The sequence below is a fragment of the Limosilactobacillus caecicola genome (genome assembly GCF_943192935.1).
In the GTDB taxonomy this organism is placed as follows: domain Bacteria; phylum Bacillota; class Bacilli; order Lactobacillales; family Lactobacillaceae; genus Limosilactobacillus; species Limosilactobacillus caecicola.
In genome coordinates this window covers 224,557-246,320 of the sequence record NZ_CALPCI010000003.1, presented here as the reverse complement: position 1 = coordinate 246,320, position 21,764 = coordinate 224,557, and the positions used below count along the sequence as shown (strand labels likewise).

The 21,764-nt window shown below is 46.6% G+C and carries 19 protein-coding genes and 5 tRNA genes; 21 read left to right on the top strand and 3 right to left on the bottom strand.

Annotated features, from left to right (window positions below; translation table 11 throughout):
• The first annotated feature begins 82 nt into the window (after positions 1 to 82).
• The 3 genes from NFR43_RS06400 (at position 83) to NFR43_RS06390 (ending at position 1,530) form a co-directional block, all read left to right on the top strand.
• A tRNA-Asn gene (locus NFR43_RS06400) sits at positions 83 to 155 on the top strand.
• 47 nt (positions 156 to 202) lie between these two features.
• Positions 203 to 275, top strand: a tRNA-Thr gene (locus NFR43_RS06395).
• A gap of 517 nt (positions 276 to 792) precedes the next feature.
• Positions 793 to 1,530 carry a response regulator transcription factor gene (locus tag NFR43_RS06390; protein WP_251547585.1) on the top strand — a complete coding sequence of 246 codons (738 nt, stop codon included), beginning with the start codon at positions 793 to 795 and terminating at the stop codon, positions 1,528 to 1,530.
• Between the two features lie 133 nt (positions 1,531 to 1,663).
• On the opposite strand, the gene NFR43_RS06385 is transcribed toward NFR43_RS06390, so the two are convergent.
• Positions 1,664 to 2,095, bottom strand: coding sequence for a zinc ribbon domain-containing protein (locus tag NFR43_RS06385; RefSeq protein WP_251547584.1), 432 nt, complete (start codon positions 2,093 to 2,095; stop codon positions 1,664 to 1,666).
• A gap of 35 nt (positions 2,096 to 2,130) precedes the next feature.
• Here NFR43_RS06385 and NFR43_RS06380 point away from each other — a divergent pair, with 35 nt between their 5' ends.
• The 18 genes from NFR43_RS06380 to NFR43_RS06300 all read left to right on the top strand — a co-directional run bounded on the left by NFR43_RS06380 (position 2,131) and on the right by NFR43_RS06300 (position 19,646).
• Positions 2,131 to 3,240, top strand: coding sequence for a sensor histidine kinase (locus NFR43_RS06380; protein ID WP_251547583.1), 1,110 nt, complete (start codon positions 2,131 to 2,133; stop codon positions 3,238 to 3,240).
• Between the two features lie 15 nt (positions 3,241 to 3,255).
• Complete coding sequence (locus tag NFR43_RS08575; RefSeq protein ID WP_407658143.1) at positions 3,256 to 3,507, top strand: GHKL domain-containing protein; 252 nt, start codon at positions 3,256 to 3,258, stop codon at positions 3,505 to 3,507.
• A 50-nt stretch (positions 3,508 to 3,557) separates the two neighbouring features.
• A complete protein-coding gene (locus tag NFR43_RS06375; protein WP_251547581.1) occupies positions 3,558 to 4,334 on the top strand; it encodes a DUF5011 domain-containing protein in 777 nt (258 codons plus the stop codon).
• A gap of 215 nt (positions 4,335 to 4,549) precedes the next feature.
• Positions 4,550 to 6,049 (top strand): peptide MFS transporter, encoded by a 1,500-nt coding sequence (locus NFR43_RS06370; protein ID WP_251547579.1) that lies wholly within the window; start codon positions 4,550 to 4,552, stop codon positions 6,047 to 6,049.
• A 147-nt stretch (positions 6,050 to 6,196) separates the two neighbouring features.
• Positions 6,197 to 6,279, top strand: a tRNA-Tyr gene (locus tag NFR43_RS06365).
• 11 nt (positions 6,280 to 6,290) lie between these two features.
• Positions 6,291 to 6,362: transfer RNA gene (locus NFR43_RS06360), tRNA-Gln, on the top strand.
• A gap of 58 nt (positions 6,363 to 6,420) precedes the next feature.
• Entirely contained in the window at positions 6,421 to 7,080 is a 660-nt protein-coding gene (locus NFR43_RS06355) for a hypothetical protein (protein ID WP_251547577.1), read from the top strand.
• A 102-nt stretch (positions 7,081 to 7,182) separates the two neighbouring features.
• Positions 7,183 to 7,752, top strand: a complete 570-nt coding sequence (locus NFR43_RS06350; protein ID WP_251547575.1) for a TIGR01440 family protein — start codon at positions 7,183 to 7,185, stop codon at positions 7,750 to 7,752.
• A gap of 157 nt (positions 7,753 to 7,909) precedes the next feature.
• Positions 7,910 to 9,532, top strand: a complete 1,623-nt coding sequence (locus NFR43_RS06345; RefSeq protein WP_251547573.1) for a bifunctional aspartate transaminase/aspartate 4-decarboxylase — start codon at positions 7,910 to 7,912, stop codon at positions 9,530 to 9,532.
• Between the two features lie 55 nt (positions 9,533 to 9,587).
• Positions 9,588 to 10,289, top strand: coding sequence for a GntR family transcriptional regulator (locus tag NFR43_RS06340; protein WP_251547571.1), 702 nt, complete (start codon positions 9,588 to 9,590; stop codon positions 10,287 to 10,289).
• A 76-nt stretch (positions 10,290 to 10,365) separates the two neighbouring features.
• Positions 10,366 to 11,829: a nicotinate phosphoribosyltransferase gene (locus tag NFR43_RS06335; protein WP_251547569.1), complete on the top strand. Its 1,464-nt coding sequence runs from the start codon at positions 10,366 to 10,368 to the stop codon at positions 11,827 to 11,829.
• Between the two features lie 12 nt (positions 11,830 to 11,841).
• On the top strand, positions 11,842 to 12,678 hold the full coding sequence (nadE, locus tag NFR43_RS06330) for an ammonia-dependent NAD(+) synthetase (protein ID WP_251547606.1): 837 nt from the start codon (positions 11,842 to 11,844) through the stop codon (positions 12,676 to 12,678).
• 8 nt (positions 12,679 to 12,686) lie between these two features.
• The gene (locus NFR43_RS06325) at positions 12,687 to 14,858 is read left to right on the top strand and encodes a Tex family protein (protein ID WP_251547567.1); all 2,172 of its coding nucleotides are present in this window, start codon (positions 12,687 to 12,689) and stop codon (positions 14,856 to 14,858) included.
• Positions 14,858 to 15,319 (top strand): SprT family protein, encoded by a 462-nt coding sequence (locus tag NFR43_RS06320; RefSeq protein WP_251547565.1) that lies wholly within the window; start codon positions 14,858 to 14,860, stop codon positions 15,317 to 15,319. The genes NFR43_RS06325 and NFR43_RS06320 overlap by 1 nt, the downstream gene beginning before the upstream one ends.
• Positions 15,320 to 15,369: 50 nt before the next feature.
• A tRNA-Leu gene (locus NFR43_RS06315) sits at positions 15,370 to 15,454 on the top strand.
• Positions 15,455 to 15,557: 103 nt separating this feature from the next.
• Positions 15,558 to 16,235, top strand: a complete 678-nt coding sequence (locus tag NFR43_RS06310; protein WP_251547563.1) for a 2,3-bisphosphoglycerate-dependent phosphoglycerate mutase — start codon at positions 15,558 to 15,560, stop codon at positions 16,233 to 16,235.
• Position 16,236: 1 nt separating this feature from the next.
• The gene (locus NFR43_RS06305; RefSeq protein WP_251547561.1) at positions 16,237 to 17,115 is read left to right on the top strand and encodes an alpha/beta hydrolase; all 879 of its coding nucleotides are present in this window, start codon (positions 16,237 to 16,239) and stop codon (positions 17,113 to 17,115) included.
• Positions 17,116 to 17,126: 11 nt separating this feature from the next.
• A complete protein-coding gene (locus tag NFR43_RS06300) occupies positions 17,127 to 19,646 on the top strand; it encodes a M1 family metallopeptidase (protein WP_251547559.1) in 2,520 nt (839 codons plus the stop codon).
• 61 nt (positions 19,647 to 19,707) lie between these two features.
• On the opposite strand, the gene NFR43_RS06295 is transcribed toward NFR43_RS06300, so the two are convergent.
• Positions 19,708 to 21,045, bottom strand: coding sequence for a C1 family peptidase (locus tag NFR43_RS06295; RefSeq protein WP_251547557.1), 1,338 nt, complete (start codon positions 21,043 to 21,045; stop codon positions 19,708 to 19,710).
• Between the two features lie 48 nt (positions 21,046 to 21,093).
• Positions 21,094 to 21,708, bottom strand: a complete 615-nt coding sequence (locus NFR43_RS06290) for a sugar O-acetyltransferase (RefSeq protein ID WP_251547556.1) — start codon at positions 21,706 to 21,708, stop codon at positions 21,094 to 21,096.
• Positions 21,709 to 21,764 lie beyond the last annotated feature (56 nt).

Below are 21,764 nucleotides of genomic sequence, written 5' to 3'. Positions count from 1 at the left end.
CGAACACAGAAGTTAAGCTTCAACGCGCCGAAAGTAGTTGGGGGATCGCTCCCTGCGAGGATAGGACGTTGCCACGCGTTATTGCGAATTAGCTCAGTTGGTAGAGCATCTGACTGTTAATCAGGGTGTCGTCGGTTCGAGTCCGACATTCGCAGTTGCTGAGAGGAAATGCTGTAACCGATCAGCATTTCCTTTTTATTTTGCCAACTTAGCTCAGTTGGTAGAGCATCTCCCTCGTAAAGAGAAGGTCGGAGGTTCGACTCCTCTAGTTGGCATTAGTAATACTTTATCAGTATTTAAAAGCCTTCATATTAGTGTTTAACGAACACTAATATGAAGGCTTTTTTAGTTGGTTATGAAGAAATGTGAATGCTCTTGAATAGATGTAAATGGTTGTTCAGACACAATTTCAGACACACAGTTTGTAAAAATTGTGGTTTTGTATGTCAAGATTGTGTCTGTAATCAAAAATACAATTCAATGGGTGACCGTAACTGAAAAATAACGCAGTTAGCTGAAATAATATCTTTTGCGCACACTCAATGATAAAATGATACCTGGGAGAAATTAAGATTATTCAATTGATATTCGACGGCATGGTTAATCTGTAGATATTAGCAATTATTATGTTATATACATACGGAGTCAGTTAGGTTACTATCAATTGTTTGGCGCGGTGAATACTCACTGCGTTTTTTAATTTCTAAACGCGCAGTATGCAGAGAATGATGATGTTTATGAATATAATCTACTATTATAATAATTAATAGTCCTTACTAAGGAGGTTATCATGTGAACTTATTGATATTGGAAGATGAATGGATCGAACAAGTCAATCTTGAGAAGATGATTAATGAAATTGCGACCCAACATCATTTTAAGATTAATAGTCTGAATTCTTATTCCAAGGTTGAAGATCTGGAAAAGCATTTGCCAGCACCGAGTGTCAGCAATGTTTACTTATTAGATCTTGAAGTTAACGGTGATCCTCAGGCGGGGTTAAAACTTAGTAAAACGATTCGTCAACAAGATATTGGCGCGACGATTATTTTTATCACGGTTCATGATGAGTTAATGCCGGTTACTTATCAATACCAAGTTGAAGGGCTTGATTTTATTGCTAAAGACAAGGACAATATTCAGGAACATTTGATCAGGGCGTTTACGACCGTTCAAAATAAGATCGAACAGGTGCCTTACCCATCGGTCCTGTTGAAGACTGTCACCGGGTACACTAAGGTGCGTATTGATAATATCTTGTATATGATGCCCAATCCACGGAATTCACACCAAGCCCTCTTGTTTTTAACTGGTAATCGGCAGATTACGATTCATGGAACATTGAACCAATTAGAAAAAGAGTCACCAAACTTCTTCCGTTGTCACCGGCGTTGTTTAATCAACTTGAAAAAAGTTGAAGAAATCAACACTCATGACCACAAAGTAAAGCTTGCTGACGTCAAAGATGGATTACCGCTCTCGCGATTGAAGGTTGCACAGTTACTAACGTTATTAAATCGTAAAGATTAATGGGTTCCAGAATCCAATTTAATCATTTGGAATTTTTTGATTTGCGGGTAGCCTGCCACCCGACACCGACCGAAGTCATTAAATTTTCCATAGCGAGTATTATAATAAAAGGTCATTTTTGGTGAAGCATTAATCACCAGCGTTTTTTGGCGCGGCTGTCCTCATATGACACTACATCACTATGCGTTGCCTTTAATTGTTTGGTTACCACCATTGTGCCTGTGGCATAGCCATTTTTCGATGTCCGACTTTTTCCTTTAATGTAGCGAACCATGACTAACCGATTGTGTTGGTTAAAAAATTTGATTTTAAATGGAACGACATTGACTGATGAAGTTCGCAAAATTTCCTGGTTTTGTTTTATGGAAATCGCAACGACACCGGTGATTAAAACGATGGCGAGTAAGATAAAGGTCACCGCGACCGACCGTTTTGATTTAGGTTGGGTATACCCAATAATTTTTTCGCCTGACTGTGGTAATGGAGCGCCACAATTTGTACAATTAGTTTCGTGAATCGAATTCAATTTACCACAGTGTGGACAAGTTTTACTAAGTTTTTCCATCCTTGATTAAATAACCTTTCTTTGGAGAATCATTAATGACATTTTTTAATATTAATAATCCGTTCATTCAGGCCCCAAGTCAATCCTATCTTTGGAATTATATTATTAAGGTGAGCATTTTTTATACAATTTTGTTTTGGGGGACTTATCGTCACGTTGCTAAAACACGGCTCCGTTGGCCATTCTATCTGACGTTGGCCGTTATCTTTGTGTTCTTTCAACCGAACCTCTTTTTAAACGACCTAATTGTAACTTTTGGTGCGATCGCTGCGGTTTATTATTTTAGCAATCCTAATGAGGAACACCTCTCCTCAATTGTGGCTAAATTTGGTGCCACAATGCTAATTTATTATTATGCCTCTTATCTTGGCTTAATTGGGGCGCGATGGCTAGTTGGGGCTATGCCACAAACTAGTGCTCTCGTTTACTTTGTTTTAGTGCCAATCATTTATCTGCTCGCCTTGATAATCATCAGATTATCACAGCCCATTTTGCAAAGATATTTTGCGGTCATTTTAGCGGGGCAACGCACCATTAGTTATCTGCTATTTTTGTTATTTTTACCGCTCAGTTACCTCTTTTACGTGTTTCAGTATAATCCTCACCTCTTAAGTGGAGTACTCCACGTCAGCGATCTTAATTTAGCGGTGCTGGTCGTGGCCACGGGCTACTATTTATTATCACTATTAATTTTGTACATTTACGCAAAAATCGTGACCTTGCAAAATCAGCTAAATGCAACTAATTTTCGCCTGGAAAATTTGGAAAGCTACACTAGTGAACTAGAAGTTTTATATGATGATATGCGGCGGTTCAAGCATGATTACAAAAATATCCTTTATAGTCTCAAAAGTGCTTTGAATACCAATCAAATCGAATATGCGCAGCAATCATTGGACCAGCTAACCAGTTCAACGGATTCACTGATTAACTTACCGACGCAAATGATCGGTCAACTGCAAAATATTCAAAATTCCGGCATCAAAGCAGTCGTTTATGGCAAAATTAATCAAGCCTTGAAACATGATTTAAACGTCAAACTAGAAATTGTTGCACCAATTGATTTAACCAAGTCGTTGGACCAGATTGATGCCATTCGGGTGTTGGCCATTTTGCTGGATAATGCGATCCACGCAGCCAGCTAGTCGGCCGAACAGAAAATTAATCTGACGCTCTATGAAAACGAAAATGCGCAATTTATTATTGTCGGCAATAGCACCAAAAATGAGCAGGTCGACTTGCAAAAACTTGATGAGGGGACAGCCTTTACCCTCGGGACGAATCACCATATTGGGCTACGCAATTTACGGCTCATTCTGGGAAAATACCCGTTGGCGGTGAACGATCGTAGTTCTAATCACCACTGGTTCGAACAGCGCATTATTTTGCCTTTCAATGACGGAAAGAAATAATGATATAATTTATAGAGTAGAACGATTTTGGAACATTAAGGAGTATTGAAATGGAGAACCAATTACGGATCCAGCTTCGCCAATCACAGGTTGATTGGCCCCTGGGGAAGGCCATTGATGATCGCGAGTTGAAAAATGCATTTGGTGTTCAAGTTGTTAACCAACAGGGTCAGGCAGTCAACGCGGATGTCATTGTGATGACGAAGGCAGTCAACGTCACCCAAGCTGGTGATTATCAAGTAACCTTTGTGGCTGAAGATGACCAGGGCAATGTGGTGAAAAGTCAGGGGACTGTTCACGTCGCTCAACTACGGTCACAGGCAACGCAAACCAATGTCCAGGGGACCAAACCAAACAATCATCGGCAGAAATGGTTGATTCTGGCAATCATTGTGGTCCTCATTATCTGTTGCATATTCGGTATTCGATCTTGTCAAAACCGGCAAGCTCAACAGGCCAATAACGCCTCACAAAGCAGCCAAATTTCGGAGAACTCTAGTAGCATTTCTTCGTTGAAGGGTGATAATGCCACATTGGCTCAACAGGTGGCGGCTTTACGTGGTGCCGTTAAGCAATACCAACAGGATCATGATCAACAAGCACTCCAAAATCAACTCAGTCACATTGAACAACAGAATGAACAACTGCGGAGTGGCTTGAGTCAAAACAACCAAACCCGTTTGAATCAAGTGACGCAAGCGGCCCAAAATATTGCCCAAAATCCAGATAATGCCGATAGTGAAATTCAAAAGTTGAAAAACAACGGCTTTGGCCAACTTTGGAATAGCATCAGTAGTCAAGTTCAACAATGGCTCAATAATCACTAAGAATCGTCGTTCCCTGAGGATCGTCACAATATTAAGCTAAATCAAACAATTATCAGGAATTAGTCTCATGAAATTCACTTTCTTGAGGCTTTTTTGCTTGCGTTTCCGATTGAAGGGTGTATACTAATAAAGCTATTATGGTTCTCAAATAAAACTTTAATCTTAATCTAATTATGCGTCGTTTGGGCGCAATTTTTTAATTAGGGGGAAATTAGATGCATACAGAAAAGAACCTTGACACGGGCTTTTTTGGCCAGCCACGCGGACTGTCAACCTTGTTCTTTACCGAAATGTGGGAACGGTTCAGTTACTACGGTATGCGAGCCATTCTGCTCTTTTACATGTACTATGCGATTAGCCGTGGTGGTTTAGGAATGAACCAGGCGACGGCGGCCTCAGTGATGTCCATCTATGGTTCACTCGTTTACCTATCAAGCGTCGTTGGTGGGTGGCTGTCTGATCGGGTTTGGGGATCGCGACGGACCGTTTTTATCGGTGGTGTCCTGATTATGCTGGGGCATATTGCTTTGTCGTTACCATTCGGGCTGACGGCACTGTACGTCTCCATCGCCCTCATCGTGGCCGGAACTGGCCTTTTAAAGCCTAACGTTTCTGACATGGTCGGGAGCTTGTACACTCCTGAGGATAAGCGGCGTGATGCCGGTTTTAGCATGTTTGTGTTCGGAATTAACTTAGGGGCGGCAGTTGCGCCATGGGCCGTTCCTTGGGCTGCCAATGGTTTTGGGTTCCATCTCTTTGGTAATGAAATGAATTTCCATGCCGGCTTTTCCTTGGCGGCTATCGGAATGTTCTTTGGCCTGATCCAATATTACTATGGAGGCCGCAAGTACCTTTCCAAAGATAGCTTGTACCCCAACGATCCGATTGACCAAGAAGCCCTCCGTCCGGTGATCATTTGGTCGGTAGTAGTGGTTGTGGTCCTTGCCATCATCATTGCCCTGATGGCAGCAATGCGGGCCTTAAATATCACCAACATTATCAGCCTGATCACTTTAATTGCGGTACTGTTGCCAATTGGCTATTTTGTCATGATGCTAAATAGCCGGAAGGTCACCAAGGTAGAACGCTCACGAGTTTGGGCTTACATTCCCTTGTTTATTGCCGCAGCAATTTTCTGGGGTATTGAAGAATCCGGTTCCGTCGTTTTGGCCCTCTTTGCCGAACAACGGACCATTCTGCACATTGGTAGTTGGCATTTTGCGGCTGCTAACTTTCAAACTTTAAACCCGGTCTTTATTATGATCCTGACCCCATTCTTTGTTTGGCTCTGGGATCATTGGAAGAAGCAACCGAGTGCTCCCGGTAAGTTTGCTGCCGGACTGATTATTGCCGGGCTCTCATATGTCTGGATGGCTTTACCGGGAATTATTCATGGAACGACGAGTGGCCGCGTGAGCCCGTTCTGGTTAGTTGGTTCCTGGTTCATTGTTGAAATTGCTGAAATGCTGATTTCACCAATTGGTTTGTCTGTCACGACTAAGTTAGCGCCACGGGCCTTTCAATCGCAAATGATGAGTATGTGGTTTTTAGCGGATGCTGCTGGGCAGGCAGTGAACGCTCAAATTGTTAAGTACTATTCATCGGCCACGGAAGTGCCATATTTCTTAGCAGTCGGCCTGGTTAGCGTTGTCTTTGGGATTTTAATGTGTTTCCTCGTTAAACGGATTCACCGTTTAATGGAAGGAGTTAATTAGGAGAGGTTGAGGGAAAACTCAGCCTCTTTTTTGTGAAAAAATTTTTTGGACATTTTGTAAAAAAAGTCCGGAAAGGGGCTTGCAAAAGAGAGGGGAGTTGTGTATTATAATATATGTTGATTGTTAGTAAACAACAACAGACCTCACGGAGGAGTAGCGAAGTCTGGTTAAACGCGACGGTCTGTAAAACCGTTCCTTCGGGTTCGGCGGTTCGAATCCACCCTCCTCCATATTTTATTATTGGGCTATAGCCAAGCGGTAAGGCAACGGTTTTTGGTACCGTCATGCGCTGGTTCGAATCCAGCTAGCCCAACTGTCCAAGTCGTCACTTAGTGGCGGCTTTTTTGTTTGACCAACGAGGAGGGAAGATTATGCCAAAACAGGGTCAGTATGCCCGCCAAGAACGGCGCCAAATGGCTAAACAACTTCACCAACGTCGCGGAACCAAAGCTCGTGGTTCCCAACGGACCATTGAGCCATCGATGGTGACTGATTTTGTCATTGTCAGGTTTCGCCTGACTAGTGGAAAACAGCTTGCCAAAGTCGATCAAGAAAGTATTCAGCGTTTTTTGCAAGAGTTCATACCACGTTTACAGGAACGTGACTTTGATTTTCAAGCGGCACTGCGGTTAACCCTCCAGTACGTTGCTTCACGAGTGCCCTGGCAATTTTTCTACCAGCTTAGTCAGCAGTGGCCCGTACTCGATCATTTTCTGCGGCGGGAGTTACCAGCACTCCCCTTGGCAAAACCGTTGATCGTTAAAAATTGGGTTAGTCAGGAAGATTTAAACCAAGGGCTAATTGCTTTACTGGCTCGTCAAAGTATTCGGCTGACGACCCTGCAAAGTAAGTTGTCACCGGCGGCCGCAACGCCCTTAACCAAGAAAATGAAGCTAGCCATCAGTGATGGAAACCAAGTCAAATGGTCGGCAGTTTCCGCATTATTGGGGATGGTTCCGTTTCCGATTGATCACCACTTAGATAGTGGTACCCAAGAGTGGCTCCAAGCCATCCAAAAGCTAACAATCTAAATTTCGACGTTTTGCGAACTTTGTCATACGGTATTTGCTAGCGTTTTCCTATGATTGTCTTTATAATAAATTTATACAGTTATGAAAGGAAAGGGCGATACGATGACAGAGGAATTGGAGACATATCGGACTGAGGTGCGCACCGGTCTAACTGAATTGCTCCAGGAGGCCAACCTCGAAAAGGGCGACCTTTTTGTAGTCGGTCTGAGTACCAGCGAAGTGCAAGGGCAACATATCGGGAAAGATTCTGATATTGAAATTGGCCGGGCCATTATCAAAGAAATCATTTCAATTTTGAAGCCCCTGGGCATTCACCTTGCTGTGCAGGGGTGCGAACATTTGAACCGGGCCTTAGTGGTTGAACGGGAGGTTGCTAAGCAATATGGCTTAGAAATCGTGACGGTTTATCCACAAATTCATGCCGGTGGGGCAGGCCAAATTGCGGCCTTTGAAAATTTTGAGGACCCAGTTGAAGTAGAACATCTCCAAGCAAAGGCGGGGATGGATATTGGCGATACTTCCATTGGGATGCAGGTCAAATTTGTGCAAATTCCGGTTCGGACTTCAGTGAAGGAAGTCGGCAAGGCGCACACAACCTACCTCCGGTCACGGCCAAAATTAATTGGTGGTGCCCGGGCCAAGTATACTTGGGACCCATTTAACCAAAATTGATTATAACTAGACCAAAGCAAAACGGGACTGGCTAATCCAGCCCCGTTTTCTTTATGGAAAAAAGGATTGCTAATTGTGACGTGGTGTACACCAATTTGTTATAATTAAAGGTGGCTAATAACGATACTGATGAATTATTCGGGAAGGACTTCCAAAAATGACAGCTGATTTACAAATTTTTGATGAAGTAGATGATACAAAAGTCGCTCAGTTCGACCAATTATCCAACTTTGAAATTGCGGCGATTTTCAAAAAGTTGGCCAAACAAAATTTGCGCCATAATTCCGTGGTCAACGGTGGTCGAGGCAACCCCAATTGGATTGAAACCACTGGCCGGCTAGCATTCTCACGGTTACTGGAAATTGGCGTTGAAGAGGCGGAAAATACTTTTCAACACGACGCTGGAATGGCCGGTGATGTCAAACAGACCGGATTGTACGACCGGGTCATGGCAGCACTCGATGATGATTCTCGCCGGGACCGTTTTTTACGGCGGGTCATTGAAGCGGCAACTGAGCGGCTTGATTTTCAGGATCGGGACGCCTTTATGTACGAATTGGTGGATGGCGCCCTTGGTGATCACTATCCATACCCACCGCGTTGCTTACCGTATACCGAAAAAATTCTCGCTCAGTATTTGCAAAAAAATTGCTTTAAGGATACCCAGTTAGCCGACGATGTCGACATTTTCCCAACTGAGGGTGGGACCGCAGCGATGGTTTATATTTTTCAAGAACTGCACAGTGCCCACATTTTATATCCCGGGGATACGGTGGTGGTTAATTCCTCGATCTTTACCCCATATCTGCAAATTCCGGTCTTGAGCGAGTACGACTTTAATGTCCAAACCGTGACCACGAAGCGGAGTAATAATTGGCAAATGACGGATGAACAGTTCGAAGAACTCAAAAATCCAAAAGTCAAAGCGTTCTTTGCGGTTAACCCAACGAACCCGACAGCCAGGGCCATTACCCCAGAAAACTTGGCGAAATTTAAAGAGGTTCTGAAGGCCAATCCTAATCTGATCATTATCACGGATGACGTTTACGGGACCTTCTCACCAGACTACCAGTCCATCTTTGCGGTGGCACCCCACAATACCATCCTGGTTTACTCGTTCTCCAAACTATACGGGGCCACAGGGGAACGGCTCGGTTTGATTTGTATGCACCGGGACAACGTTTGCGACCGGTTAATTTACGAAAATCTCTTAAATTCACACCTGAACGAATTGGATGAAGAACGGTATTCCATTGTGGCTACGGACCCCCACAAGATGAAATTTATTGATCGGATGGTGGCCGATAGCCGGGCGATTGGTTTGTACCATACGGCTGGGTTGTCAGCTCCTCAGCAGATTATGATGGACATGTTCTCCTTATCGAATTTACGAGAACCAGAAGGGGACGCCTACGTGCAGACGTCACGGCAGATCGTCACTGACCGGTACAACGAATTCTGGCAAACATTGGGATTATCGGCGGACCAAACCGCGGAAAATACTCACTACTATACGTTAGTCGATATTTACCGGCTCATGGCGGAACGCTATAATCGTGATTTCGCAGATTATTTCAAGAATCATTACAACTACCTTGATTTTACCTACCGGTTAGCGGTGGAATTTGGGACTGTCATTATGGATGCGACCGCATTTGGTGCTGAAAAAGGAAATGTGCGCGTTTCACTGGCTAATTTAACCATTCAAGATTACCACCGGATTGCCCAAGACATGCTAGATTTGGTTGATGAATATTATGCCCAATATCAACGTCAATAAAGTGGGCTTTTCGTGTTAGAATTAGGGCTAAAGTTTTACGAGGGGGAATGAGAGTATGGGATCACCAGTCTATATCCAGATTCATAACCAACTTCGCTCCAATATTGAAAATGGAAAGTGGCACGTTGGTCAAAAGATTCCTGCTGAACGGGAACTAGCAACGGATTTTGGGGTTAGCCGAATGACGTTGCGCCAAGCAATCCAAACTTTAGTTGATGAAGGGGTTTTGGAACGCCGGGTTGGTTCAGGAACGTTTGTGGCCAACCGGAAGGTGCAGGAAAAGATGTCCGGTGTCACCAGCTTTACTGAGTTGATGCAGGCAATTGGCAAGGTTCCTTCGAGTAAGACCCTGTCTTATCACTTCACAATCCCTTCAGAAAGCGAAGCGGAAAAGCTCAAGTTGGCACCTGGTGAACGGGTCCTTCGAATGGAACGGGTCCGTTACGGTAGCGGAGTGCCGATCTGTTTTGAAGTGGCGACCATTCCTGCAGCTCTAATTACCAACTTTAGTAAGGACGAGGTAACCTCTTCTTTTTACCGAACCTTAGCTGAAAAGGCGAACCTCTATCCTGGGCACGCGATCCAAAAGGTTTCCGCCACCAATGCGACCGAAAAAATTGCGGAATATTTGAACATTCGCCGCGGTGACGCGCTGTTGCGGATGACGCAAATTTCTTACTTACAAGATGGTCGCCCGTTTGAGTATGTCCATACCCAATACGTCGGCAACCGGTTTGAATTTGTTCTAGAAAAATAACGATTTCATCATAACAGCCAAAGCAGTAGCTGGGATGTTACTGACCGGCTGTTATTTTTATTTGAAGGAGAAAATCATGAAGTTTTTATACCCAGATGATAGTCCAGCCTTGCATACGGACGCCTATGAATTGACGATGATGCAAACGTATTGGCAAGAAGGAATCGGCGACCGCCGGGCGGTGTTTGAAGCCTTTTTCCGGAAAATGCCCTTTGAAAATGGTTATGCGGTTTTTGCGGGGCTTGACCACCTCATCCGGTATGTCAATCAACTCCGGTTTAGCCCGAGTGATATTGAATATTTACGGTCCACGCACCAGTTTAATGATGACTTCCTGGATTATTTAGCTAATTTTAAATTCCAGGGTCACTTGCGGAGCATGGCGGAAGGGGAATTAGTCTTTAACCACGAACCCATTATCCAAGTCGAAGGCACCCTATTAGAAACCCAACTGGTGGAAACAGCAATTTTAAACATCATTAACTACCAAATTATGGTGGCAACGAAGGCGGCCCGGATTAAGTCCGTCGTGGGTGACCAAACGGTGATGGAATTTGGTACCCGGCGGGCCCAAGAATTTGATGCCGCCCTCTGGGGCACCCGCGCAGCCTACATTGGGGGCTTTGATTCTACCAGTAATGTCCGGGCTGGGAAACTGTTTGGGATTCCAATTTCTGGAACGCACGCCCACGCCCTCGTACAAACCTACCGGAATGATTACGATGCTTTTAAAGCCTATGCAGAAACGCACCATGATTGTGTGTTCCTGGTGGACACCTTTGACACCCTTAAGAGTGGGGTGCCAACGGCCATCCGGGTGGCCCGGGAAATGGGGGATCGGATTAACTTTGTTGGGGTGCGGATCGACTCTGGAGATATGGCGTACCTCTCAAAGAAGATTCGAACCATGTTAGATGATGCGGGCTTTCCGAATGCTAAAATTATTGCTTCGAACGATTTGGATGAAAAAACCATCTCGAATTTGAAAATGCAGGGGGCCAAGATTGACGTTTGGGGTGTCGGCACCAAGTTAATTACGGCCTATGACCAACCAACGTTGGGGGCCGTTTACAAGATGGTGTCAGTTGAAGACGAAAACGGCCAGATGGTCGATACCATCAAGCTTTCTAACAACGCTGCTAAAATGTCAACGCCGGGGAAACATCAAGTCTGGCGAATTACGGATCGCAAGGACGGCAAGAGTGAAGGAGATTATGTCACCCTGGCTGACGAAGATCCACGTCAAGAGGATTCCCTCTTCATGTTTGATCCCAACTACACCTTCCTCAATAAAACGGTCGATGATTTTGAAGCCCGGCCCCTTCTGCAGGATATCTTTGTGGATGGTCAACAGGTTTATCAAGAACCAGATCTCGATGACATTCGGGCGGCCCGGCAACGGCACCTGGATAAGCTGTGGGATGAATACAAGCGGGACCTGAATCCCGAAGTTTATCCCGTTGACCTGTCCCAAAAATGTTATGACAACAAGATGAAGATGATTAAAGAAGTGCATGAAGAAGTCCGGAAACTACATTAGGAGGTCACAATGATGCGAAAATTACAATCCGTGATTATTAATGATTTGCAAGTGCGCCCACAAATTGATCCGGCAGGCGAAGTCGAGCGCCGGGTGAAATTCATTGAAGATTACCTCACAACAACGGGGATGAAGACGCTGGTTTTAGGGATTTCCGGGGGCCAAGATTCATCCTTAGCCGGCAGGCTGAGTCAATTAGCCGTGGAAAATCTTCGTTCTAAAACCAATGACGACAGCTATCAATTTATTGCGGTTCGCTTGCCGTATGGAGAACAGGCGGATGAAGATGATGCGATGTTTGCGATCAATGATTTTATTCATCCTGATCAGACGATGCGGGTGAATATCAAACCGGCGACGGATGCGATGGTGCAGGAATTGAATCATGGTGGCCAGGCGATTTCTGACTTTAATAAGGGCAATATCAAGGCCCGGGAGCGGATGATTGTGCAGTATGCGATTGCTGGCGAACACCGGGGTGCAGTTGTTGGGACCGACCATGCTGCAGAGGCAGTGACTGGTTTTTATACCAAATTTGGCGATGGCGGGGCCGACTTAACGCCATTATCCCAACTCGATAAGCGGCAGGGACGGGCCTTATTGGAGTATTTGAATGCGCCGGCCCGACTGTATGAAAAAACACCGACGGCCGACTTGGAGGAAGATCGTCCCGCATTGCCTGACGAGCAGGCCTTAGGGGTGAGCTATCACGACATTGATGACTACCTGGAAGGTCACACCGTCAGTGATGAAGCGGCGCAAAAGATTGAAAGCTGGTACATAAAGACGCGGCATAAACGGCACTTGCCAGTTAGCCCCGTCGATACCTGGTGGAAAGATAACGAGTAGGAGAAAGTATGGAAACAAGCGTAATCAATGCGGTAACGACCGCATTGCCCGAATTAAAGCCGCACCAAATCGAGACGGCATTGAAATTGATGGATGAAGGGAACACGATTCCGTTCATTGCCCGGTACCGGAAGGAAATGACTGGGACCTTAGACGAAGTTCAATTGCAGGGGATCCAGGAACAATACCACAAGGCCAACGAACTTTTCGAGCGGAAGCAATCCGTCATTAAAAGTATTGAAGAACAGGGTAAGCTGACCTCACAACTCAAGACCGCAATTTTGCAGGCTGAGGGCCTACCAACTGTTGAAGACCTGTACTTGCCATATAAGCAAAAGCGACGGACCAAGGCCCAAGTTGCTCGTGAGCACGGCCTCCAGCCACTTGCTAACTGGTTATTAACGTATCCTGCTTCTGACCTGACTGACAAGGCAGCTGAATTTGTGAATGATGATGTTGCGACTGCCGAAGATGCTTTAGCAGGAGCCCACGAAATTTTAGCGGAAGCGATTAGCGAAATGACTTCCGTGCGGGGCTGGCTACGGAACTACACTCTCAACCATGGTGAAGTCCACACGGCTGTAAAGAAGAATGGTGAAGAAAAGGACGAACTCAAGGTTTACCAACAATACTACGACTTCTCGTCACCGGTGAAAGAGATGACGTCGTACCGGACGTTAGCGATCAACCGGGGTGAAAAAGAAAAGGTGTTTCGGGTCAGCGTCGTTTCAGATGAGCAAACGGTCTTGAATTACCTGCAATTTCGACTGATTGGTTCACATGCTGAAAACGTGGCCACGAAGTTCATTACTGACGCAGCAACCGACGCTTACAAACGCTTCTTGCAACCAGCCATTGAACGAGAAATTCGGCGGCAACTAACTGACGCGGCAAACGAACAGGCCATCAAGGTCTTTGGTGAAAACCTGTATAACTTGCTAATGCAGGCACCGATTAAGGGCAAGGTGGTGTTGGGGTTTGACCCGGCCTACCGGACCGGTTGTAAGTTAGCGGTCATGGATCCTAACGGTAAGCTACTGACGACGGCCGTGATTTATCCTCACAAGCCAGCTCCTGAAAAGGACCGGGCGCTGGCGGAAGGACAATTCATTGACTTGCTAAATCAATATCACGTGGAAATGATTGCGATCGGGAACGGGACCGCGAGTCGTGAATCAGAACAATTTGTGGCCGCGGCCATTAAGAAGATTGATCGCCCCGTTTATTACGTCATTGTGAACGAAGCTGGAGCGTCAGTCTATTCTGCTAGTCAGGATGCCCGGGATGAATTTCCAGAATTACCCGTCGAAAAACGGAGTGCCATTAGTATTGGCCGGCGTTTGCAAGACCCATTAGCCGAACTGGTGAAAATTGATCCTCAAGCGATTGGGGTTGGACAATACCAACATGATTTGCCAAGTACGGATTTGAAAAATGAATTAGCCACCGTGATTGAGCGGGCGGTTAACCGGGTTGGGGTCAACCTCAATACGGCCAGCTATCAGCTTTTAACCTACATTTCTGGATTATCGACGACCATTGCCAAGAACATTGTGCAATACCGTGATGAAAATGGGGCCTATACTAACCGGACCCAACTGAAAAAAGTTAAGCGGCTCGGACCGAAAGCTTATCAACAAGCAGTGGGTTTCCTACGCATTATTGGTGGGGATAACCCACTCGATAATACCGATATTCACCCCGAAAGTTATGCGCTCGCCAAGGAGATCTTGACGAGTGCGGGGGTTGCTCCTGACCAAATCGGGAGTGCAGCGGCAAACCAACAATTACAAAAGTTGGCGATTGAAGAGTTTGTGGATGACCAACACGGGGTCGAAACGGTTCAGGACATCATTGCTGACTTGCAAAAGCCGGGCCGTGATTTGCGTGATTCCCTGCCCGCACCATTATTGCGGACGGATGTCATGACGATTGATGATTTGAAACCCGGGATGAAGTTGCAGGGGACCGTCCGGAACGTCGTCGATTTTGGGGCTTTCGTGGACATTGGTGTGAAGCATGACGGCCTGGTCCACATCTCACAACTGACGAAGAAGTTCATTCGGGATCCGCGGCAAGTCGTTGCCGTTGGTGATATTGTTGACGTGTGGGTCATGTCCGTTGATCATGATCGGCAGCGAATCCAATTAACGATGATTGAACCAGGTAGTGGTAAGTAATGACCAACGCAGAGTTGCAGCAATTAACGGAACAACTGTCGCTACAGCATTTTCAGCGGCCATTCAAGCACCAGGCAGTCTTTAACCGGCGCTTACGAACGACCGGTGGTCGCTATCACTTAAGCGATCATCACATTGATATCAATCCACTGATGTTAGAGGAATTTAACGAGGCAAACCTGCGTCAGGTGATTCTTCATGAATTATGCCACTATCATCTTCAACTGGCCGGTGCTGGTTACCGCCACCGGGACCGGGATTTTAAACAATTACTGCAGGCAGTCGGGGGTTCACGCTATGCGCCGCCAACGAGTAAGGCGCGTCACCAACATCGTTTTCGGTACCTTTACCGGTGCCAAGGTTGTGGGGTATTATTGCCTCGTCAACGTCGTTTTAATGTACGGCGGTACCATTGTGCGCGGTGCGGGGGCAGGTTTCGGTTGGAAAAAGAATTAAAATAAAAAAAGAGTTGTCAACGAGTGGTATTTTTGATATGATACTATTTGTTGATGCGGCCATGGCGGAATTGGCAGACGCGCAAGATTAAGGATCTTGTGGTCGTTTAGACCGTGGAGGTTCGAATCCTCTTGGCCGCACTACTCAGGACGATGACGAAAGTCATCGTCCTTTTTTGTGCCTCCAGAGAAAAAGCCGGTTGGTGGTGGTAAAATAGGAACATGATTGAAGGGGGAAAGAGCAATGGCAACGTTAGTGATCGTCCGCCACGGACAAAGTCAGGCGAACCTAGACAACGTGTTTACTGGTTGGAGTGACTCACCGTTGACGGCAAAGGGAATTCAGCAAGGGCACCTTGTCGGTCAAGAACTGGCTCAACGAGGTTATCAATTTGCGGATGTCCATACTTCCTATATGCGCCGGTCAATTATGACGGCGAATATCGTTCTTGAAGAGATCGACCAGTTATACATTCCCATGCATAAAACCTGGCGGCTCAACGAACGTCATTACGGTGCTTTGGCGGGGCAAAATAAGGCGGCCGTCAAAGCGCAGGTCGGTGCTGCAACGCTCCACCGTTGGCGACGTGGGTATACCGAAATTCCACCACAATTAACCCATCGGGAGCATGAACGCCGTTACGATCGCTTGGGGGTTCGAGAGCCACTGAGTGAAAGCTTGCAGATGACCTTACAGCGCATTTTGCCATACTGGCAAGATCAAGTGGCGCCCCGCTTATTAGATGGCCACAATCAATTAATCGTGGCCCACGGGAGTTCTTTGCGGGCACTGGTCAAGTACCTCGAAAAAATTCCGGATGACCAAATTGACCAGGTAGAGGTGCCGAACGGGCAGCCGATCGTGTATCGTTTTGATCACCGCCTCCACTTATTAGATAAAGAAATACTGAAGGAGAATTAAGATGCCAATTCATGAAATTAACAACAATCCCACAATGAAGGGCCAGGTCCGGCTAATCGAAAACGTGGTCTATTCGGCCGTGGATGGTGAAGGCCTAAAGATGGACATCCTGGCACCGTGGTCACAACGGTATGCGGATGTGCCTAGTCAGCCCCACCCACTGATCGTCTTTGTGCAGGGAAGTTCCTGGCGGCGCCCAACGATGGGAGAAAAAATCCCACAATTGGTTCAATTTGTGAAGGCTGGTTACGTAGTCGCTACCGTCCAACACCGGAATTCCTTAGATGGTCATCCGTTCCCCGCATTCTTGCAGGACGTCAAGACGGCGATCCGCTTTCTTCGTACGAACGCAGCAAAATACGATATTGATCCTGACCGGGTGGCCATTTGGGGCACCTCTTCCGGAGCCAACGCGGCTTTACTGGTTGCATTAACTGGTGATGACCCCCGGTACCAAACTGACGAATATCATGACCAATCCGATAGTGTGAACGCGGTGATCAGCTGCTTTGCACCAACGGACGTCATTGCGACGTTTAAACACGCCGCCAAGGTTCCTGGCTCAGACGTTTTACAATACTGCTTGTTTGGTCACGACCCCAAGAAATGGGACGAATTGAAACGGCAAATGAGCCCGCTGTACCAAATCAAGCCTGACCAAACGTATCCACCATTTTTACTGATGCATGGTGACGCTGACCAAGTCGTTCCGTACCAACAAATGGTGGAAATGTACGAGGCATTACAAAAACAAGGTGCTCAAGTGACGGCTTACCGGGTGAAGGGCGCCAACCACGAACGTGATTTTTGGAGCCAAAAAATCTATGACATTGCCAAAGAATTCTTAGCACCAATCGAACAGCCGACGACGGCAGAATAGGAGATGGCAAAATGGCAAAACGGTTAGTAGAAACTTTTGCACCAAGCAATTATCAGGTATTTTTAGACATTAATCGTCAACAAAAGACGATCAAGGGAGTCAGCACCATTACGGGTGACGCGAAGCAACCCCAGATCATGGTCAACCAAAAGTATTTGCAAGTTGATAAAGTCCAGGTCGCTGATCAGGATGTCCCATTTACGGTCGATGACGATCAAGAAACCATCACCATTACGGTTCCTGAAACAGGGGTAACGGATGTTAAAATCACCTATCATACAGCGCTGACCGATAGTATGATGGGCATTTACCCATCATATTATCAGGTGGCTGGGCAGAAGAAGGAATTGATCGGGACCCAATTTGAAACCACGGCAGCCCGGCAAGCCTTCCCGTGTGTGGACGAACCGGCCGCCAAGGCGACCTTCGACCTCGCCATTAAATATGACGAACAACCGGGGGAAACGATCATTGCCAACATGCCGGAAGAAAAGTGTGAAGCTGGCGTTCACTACTTCAAGCGAACGGTCAAGATGTCAACTTATTTGATCGCCTTTGCCTTTGGTGACCTTCAAAAGAAACTGACCACCACGAAGAGTGGTGTTCAGATTGGCGTCTTTGCCACCAAGGCCCACCAGCCAAAGGAACTTGATTTTGCGTTGGCAATTGCTAAACGGGCCATTGAATTTTACGAAGACTTCTACCAAACCCCATACCCACTTGAACACTCTTGGCAATTAGCGTTGCCTGACTTTTCGGCTGGGGCGATGGAAAATTGGGGACTAGTAACTTACCGGGAAGCCTATTTGCTATTAGATCCTGATAACACCACCCTGGATAATAAAGAATTAGTGGCAACCGTGATTACCCACGAATTGGCCCACCAATGGTTTGGTGACCTGGTTACAATGAACTGGTGGGATGACCTCTGGTTAAACGAAAGTTTTGCCAACATGATGGAATACCTGTCAGTTGATGCGATTCATCCAGAATGGAAGGTTTGGGAAATGTTCCAGACTTCAGAAGTTCCGATGGCACTGCAACGTGATGCGACAGATGGTGTCCAACCAGTCCACGTGGCGGTCGAAAGTCCGGCCGAAATTGACTCGATTTTCGATAGCGCGATTGTCTACGCGAAGGGTTCCCGGATGTTAGTAATGGTTCGCTCCCTCCTGGGCGACGAAGCGTTGCGGCAGGGATTAAAGCAGTACTTTGCTGACCATCAATATGGCAACGCCCGGGGTGATGATTTATGGGATGCCCTGGGAAAGGCCTCCGGCATGGCCATTGGCGAGATTATGCACTCTTGGTTGAACCAACCTGGTTACCCAGTTGTCTCAGCAAGCGTTGTTGATGGTCACCTCAAGTTGCACCAACAACAATTCTTTATTGGTGAAGGGCAGGATCAAGGGCGGCTCTGGCAAATTCCGTTGAACGCCAACTATGCTGCTCCGCAAATTATGAAAACCGCTGATTTAGACCTTGGTGATTACCAACAATTGCGTGCCCAAAATGGGGTTCCATTCCGCTTAAACGTTGGCAATAACTCACACTTCATTGTGAAGTATGATGAAACACTGCTGAACGATATTCTGGACCATGGCGCATTACTGGATCACATCAGTCAATTGCAAATCTTGCAAGACCTGCGGCTCCTGGCCGAAGGTCGCCAAATAAGTTATGCAGCATTGGTACCGCTGTTGCAACGTTTTAAGGACAGCCATTCCGCGATTGTGAATACGGCTTTGTACCAGATTGCCAATTCACTGAAGAAATTCGTCACCCCTGGGACCGGCTTGGAAACCAATTTGCGGCAGTTCTTTGACCAATTGAGCCGTGACCAAGTGGCCCGGTTGGGGTGGCAACCAGTCGCTGGGGAAAGCAATGACGACCAACTGACACGGCCAATCGTGGTCAATGCCGCATTGTACGCCAAGAATGAGGCGGCATTGACCAAGGCCCACGAATTGTTCCAACAAGCCAAGAGTTTGGCGGAATTACCGGCCGCTGTGCGTCCCGCCATTTTGCAAAATGAAGTTGCCAATTACGGTAACGCGGACTTGTTTGAACAGTTAACGACCACCTATCGTGAAACGACTGATCCAAGCCTCAAACAGGACCTCTGCGCGGCCGTGACGAAGACCACGGATCCAGAATTGCTTACGAAATTGATTCAAGGGTTTGAAAATGCCGATTTCATCAAGCCCCAAGACTTGCGTGCCTGGTACCGTGGGGTTCTCGCTAATGATGCGGGTCAACAATTGGCCTGGGATTGGCTTCGGGACCAGTGGAGCTGGCTGGAAGCAACGGTGGGTGGTGACATGGAATTTGCCACCTTTATCACGGTGACTGCCGGAGTTTTCCATACGGCAGACCGGTTAGCAGAATTTAAAGATTTCTTTGCACCGAAAGTCAATACTCCAGGACTAACTCGGGAAATCAAGATGGATACGAAGATGATCGCTAGTCGGGTCGAACTGGTTAAACAGGAACGGCAGGCAGTGAATACTGCTGTTGAAAAAGCCATTTAAAGTAAAGAAGAGGCTGAGCCACAAAACTCAGCCTCTTCTTTTTATAATTCTTGCGTTTAACTTAAGCCAAGGTTCCCATTGGATCCCATGGCTTGAGCACAATTGGTTCTTGGGCAGCGGCCTTTTGCAGGTCAGCGCTTAAGTACTTCTTGTTAATCACTACTTGGTAACAATATTTATCCATCCAGGCATCGCTCATTACAAAGTAGCCCTTGGTACCGACTTTTGGTCCCCAGGAGTTTTCGACCTTCCACTTGGTTGGTTGACCATCCACCAGGTCAACCCCGGTTAAGACCATGGCATGGTCCATCATACTTTCACCGTAGTCTAATGCTTCAGCCTTGGTCATCTCCAAGTCAGTATCGAATAACTTTTCATAATCATAGGTGTTCAAGGCCATTAAACCGTGCTTGGTGTTGGAGTATTTCACTACGTCGGAGCCAAACCAGACACTTTCACCACCCTTGAGTTGGTCAATAGCGAGTTGCTTGAAATCAGCCATGGAGAGGTTCAGATGCTTAACCTGGCGACCGCCCACAACATTGCCTAACATGTCGATCGTGTAGGTTTTGCCGTATTCCTTATCCGCAGTTGGGGCCTGAATGATGGAAATGTAATCATCCAGGTTCCAGCCGACGTACTTCTTAAAGAATTCTTGTGGAGTCAGGTCCGCATCGCGGTGGTATTCTTTCTCTTTTTTGGTTCGGTATTCAAAATCAAATTTGGTGATCGGTTGACCAAAGGCGTAGGAGAGCATCCGGTAGACGGTGTTCAACATTTCCTTACGTTTACTATTCAGTTCGTCTTCGCTGGCGTTTTCTTGAACCAACTTCCGCAAAATTACGGCGTCATGGCGTAACTGGTTATTTAACACGGCATTAATTTCGTTGGACCGGCTGGAATTGTAAGATTCGGGCATGGCCGCCTTTGGCACAACCCCATATTTTTCAATCAGAGCGCAGAGCATGTCCCATTGCCCACCGTCTTGTTGTGGCGTCTCCATTAACCAGGCCACTTTCCGGTCATCAATGTCGAGGTCAGCGGTCTTAATCACGTTTTCGTAGAACCAGTTGGCCTTTTCAAACTTGTCCCAGAAAAAGGCGTAGGATTGGGATAGTTCGAAATTATCCGGTAAGTTAAACTTTTGTTGCATTTCATGTCGCATGGTGTTTAAAGCAGCGAACATCCAGCAACGCCCGGATTGCTTTTGGTCAGCAACATCACCGGTGGCCAGGTCAATTGAGAAAACGGGATTGTCATCTGCGATGGCGTGCCAATTAAAGCTGGCGTTGCGCACCCCATTGGTGGTCACCGCGTTTTCAATCACGCTGGCGGCGGGGTGCTGCTCATAGTCGTGTGCGAAGTCGTTTAAATCAGCTGTGGTAATTTTAAAACTCATCAAAGTCACTCCTTCAAAAATGATTAATCACTATTATACCGTATTTAACTAGTAGGGGTAGGAAGACAAATGATCCGCTTCCGTAATTTTGCGGACCGCCTTGGCGGGCACACCGAGAACTAGCGAATCAGCTGGCATGTCCTTGGTCACGACGGCACCGGCCCCGATGACACAACCATCACCGATGGTCACTCCTGGACAAATGGTGACGTTACTACCAAACCAGCAATTATTCCCAATCTGGATCGGTTTGCCAAGTTCGAGACTACTGAATGACCCGTCCGTTTCCTGGTGTGGGTTGCGTTGTTGCCAACGGAGTGGGTGAGTGGCGGTGATCAAACTCACGTTGGGGCCAAACATCACGTTGTCACCAATGGTGACGGGACAGGTATCCAAAATTGTGAGGTTGAAGTTCGCGTAGAAATTGTTACCGAGGGTCGTGAACCGACCATAGTCAACCTGCAGGGGCCCCTGAATATAGGGCGATTGCCCATGATTAGGAAACAACTGGTCTAGGATTTCCTGCCGTTTTGTTCCTTCGGTATCGGGAATTTGATTATATTTTAAGCATAACCCGTGAGCAAGGTGTTGGAACTGTGATAATTCCGTTGTCTCTGGATCGTAGGGCTGACCAGCTAACATTTTGTGCGTATTTTCTTCCATCGCGATTCCTCCAAAGTGGTTCTATCAAAAAATCGCCAGCGGTCACTGGCGATCCA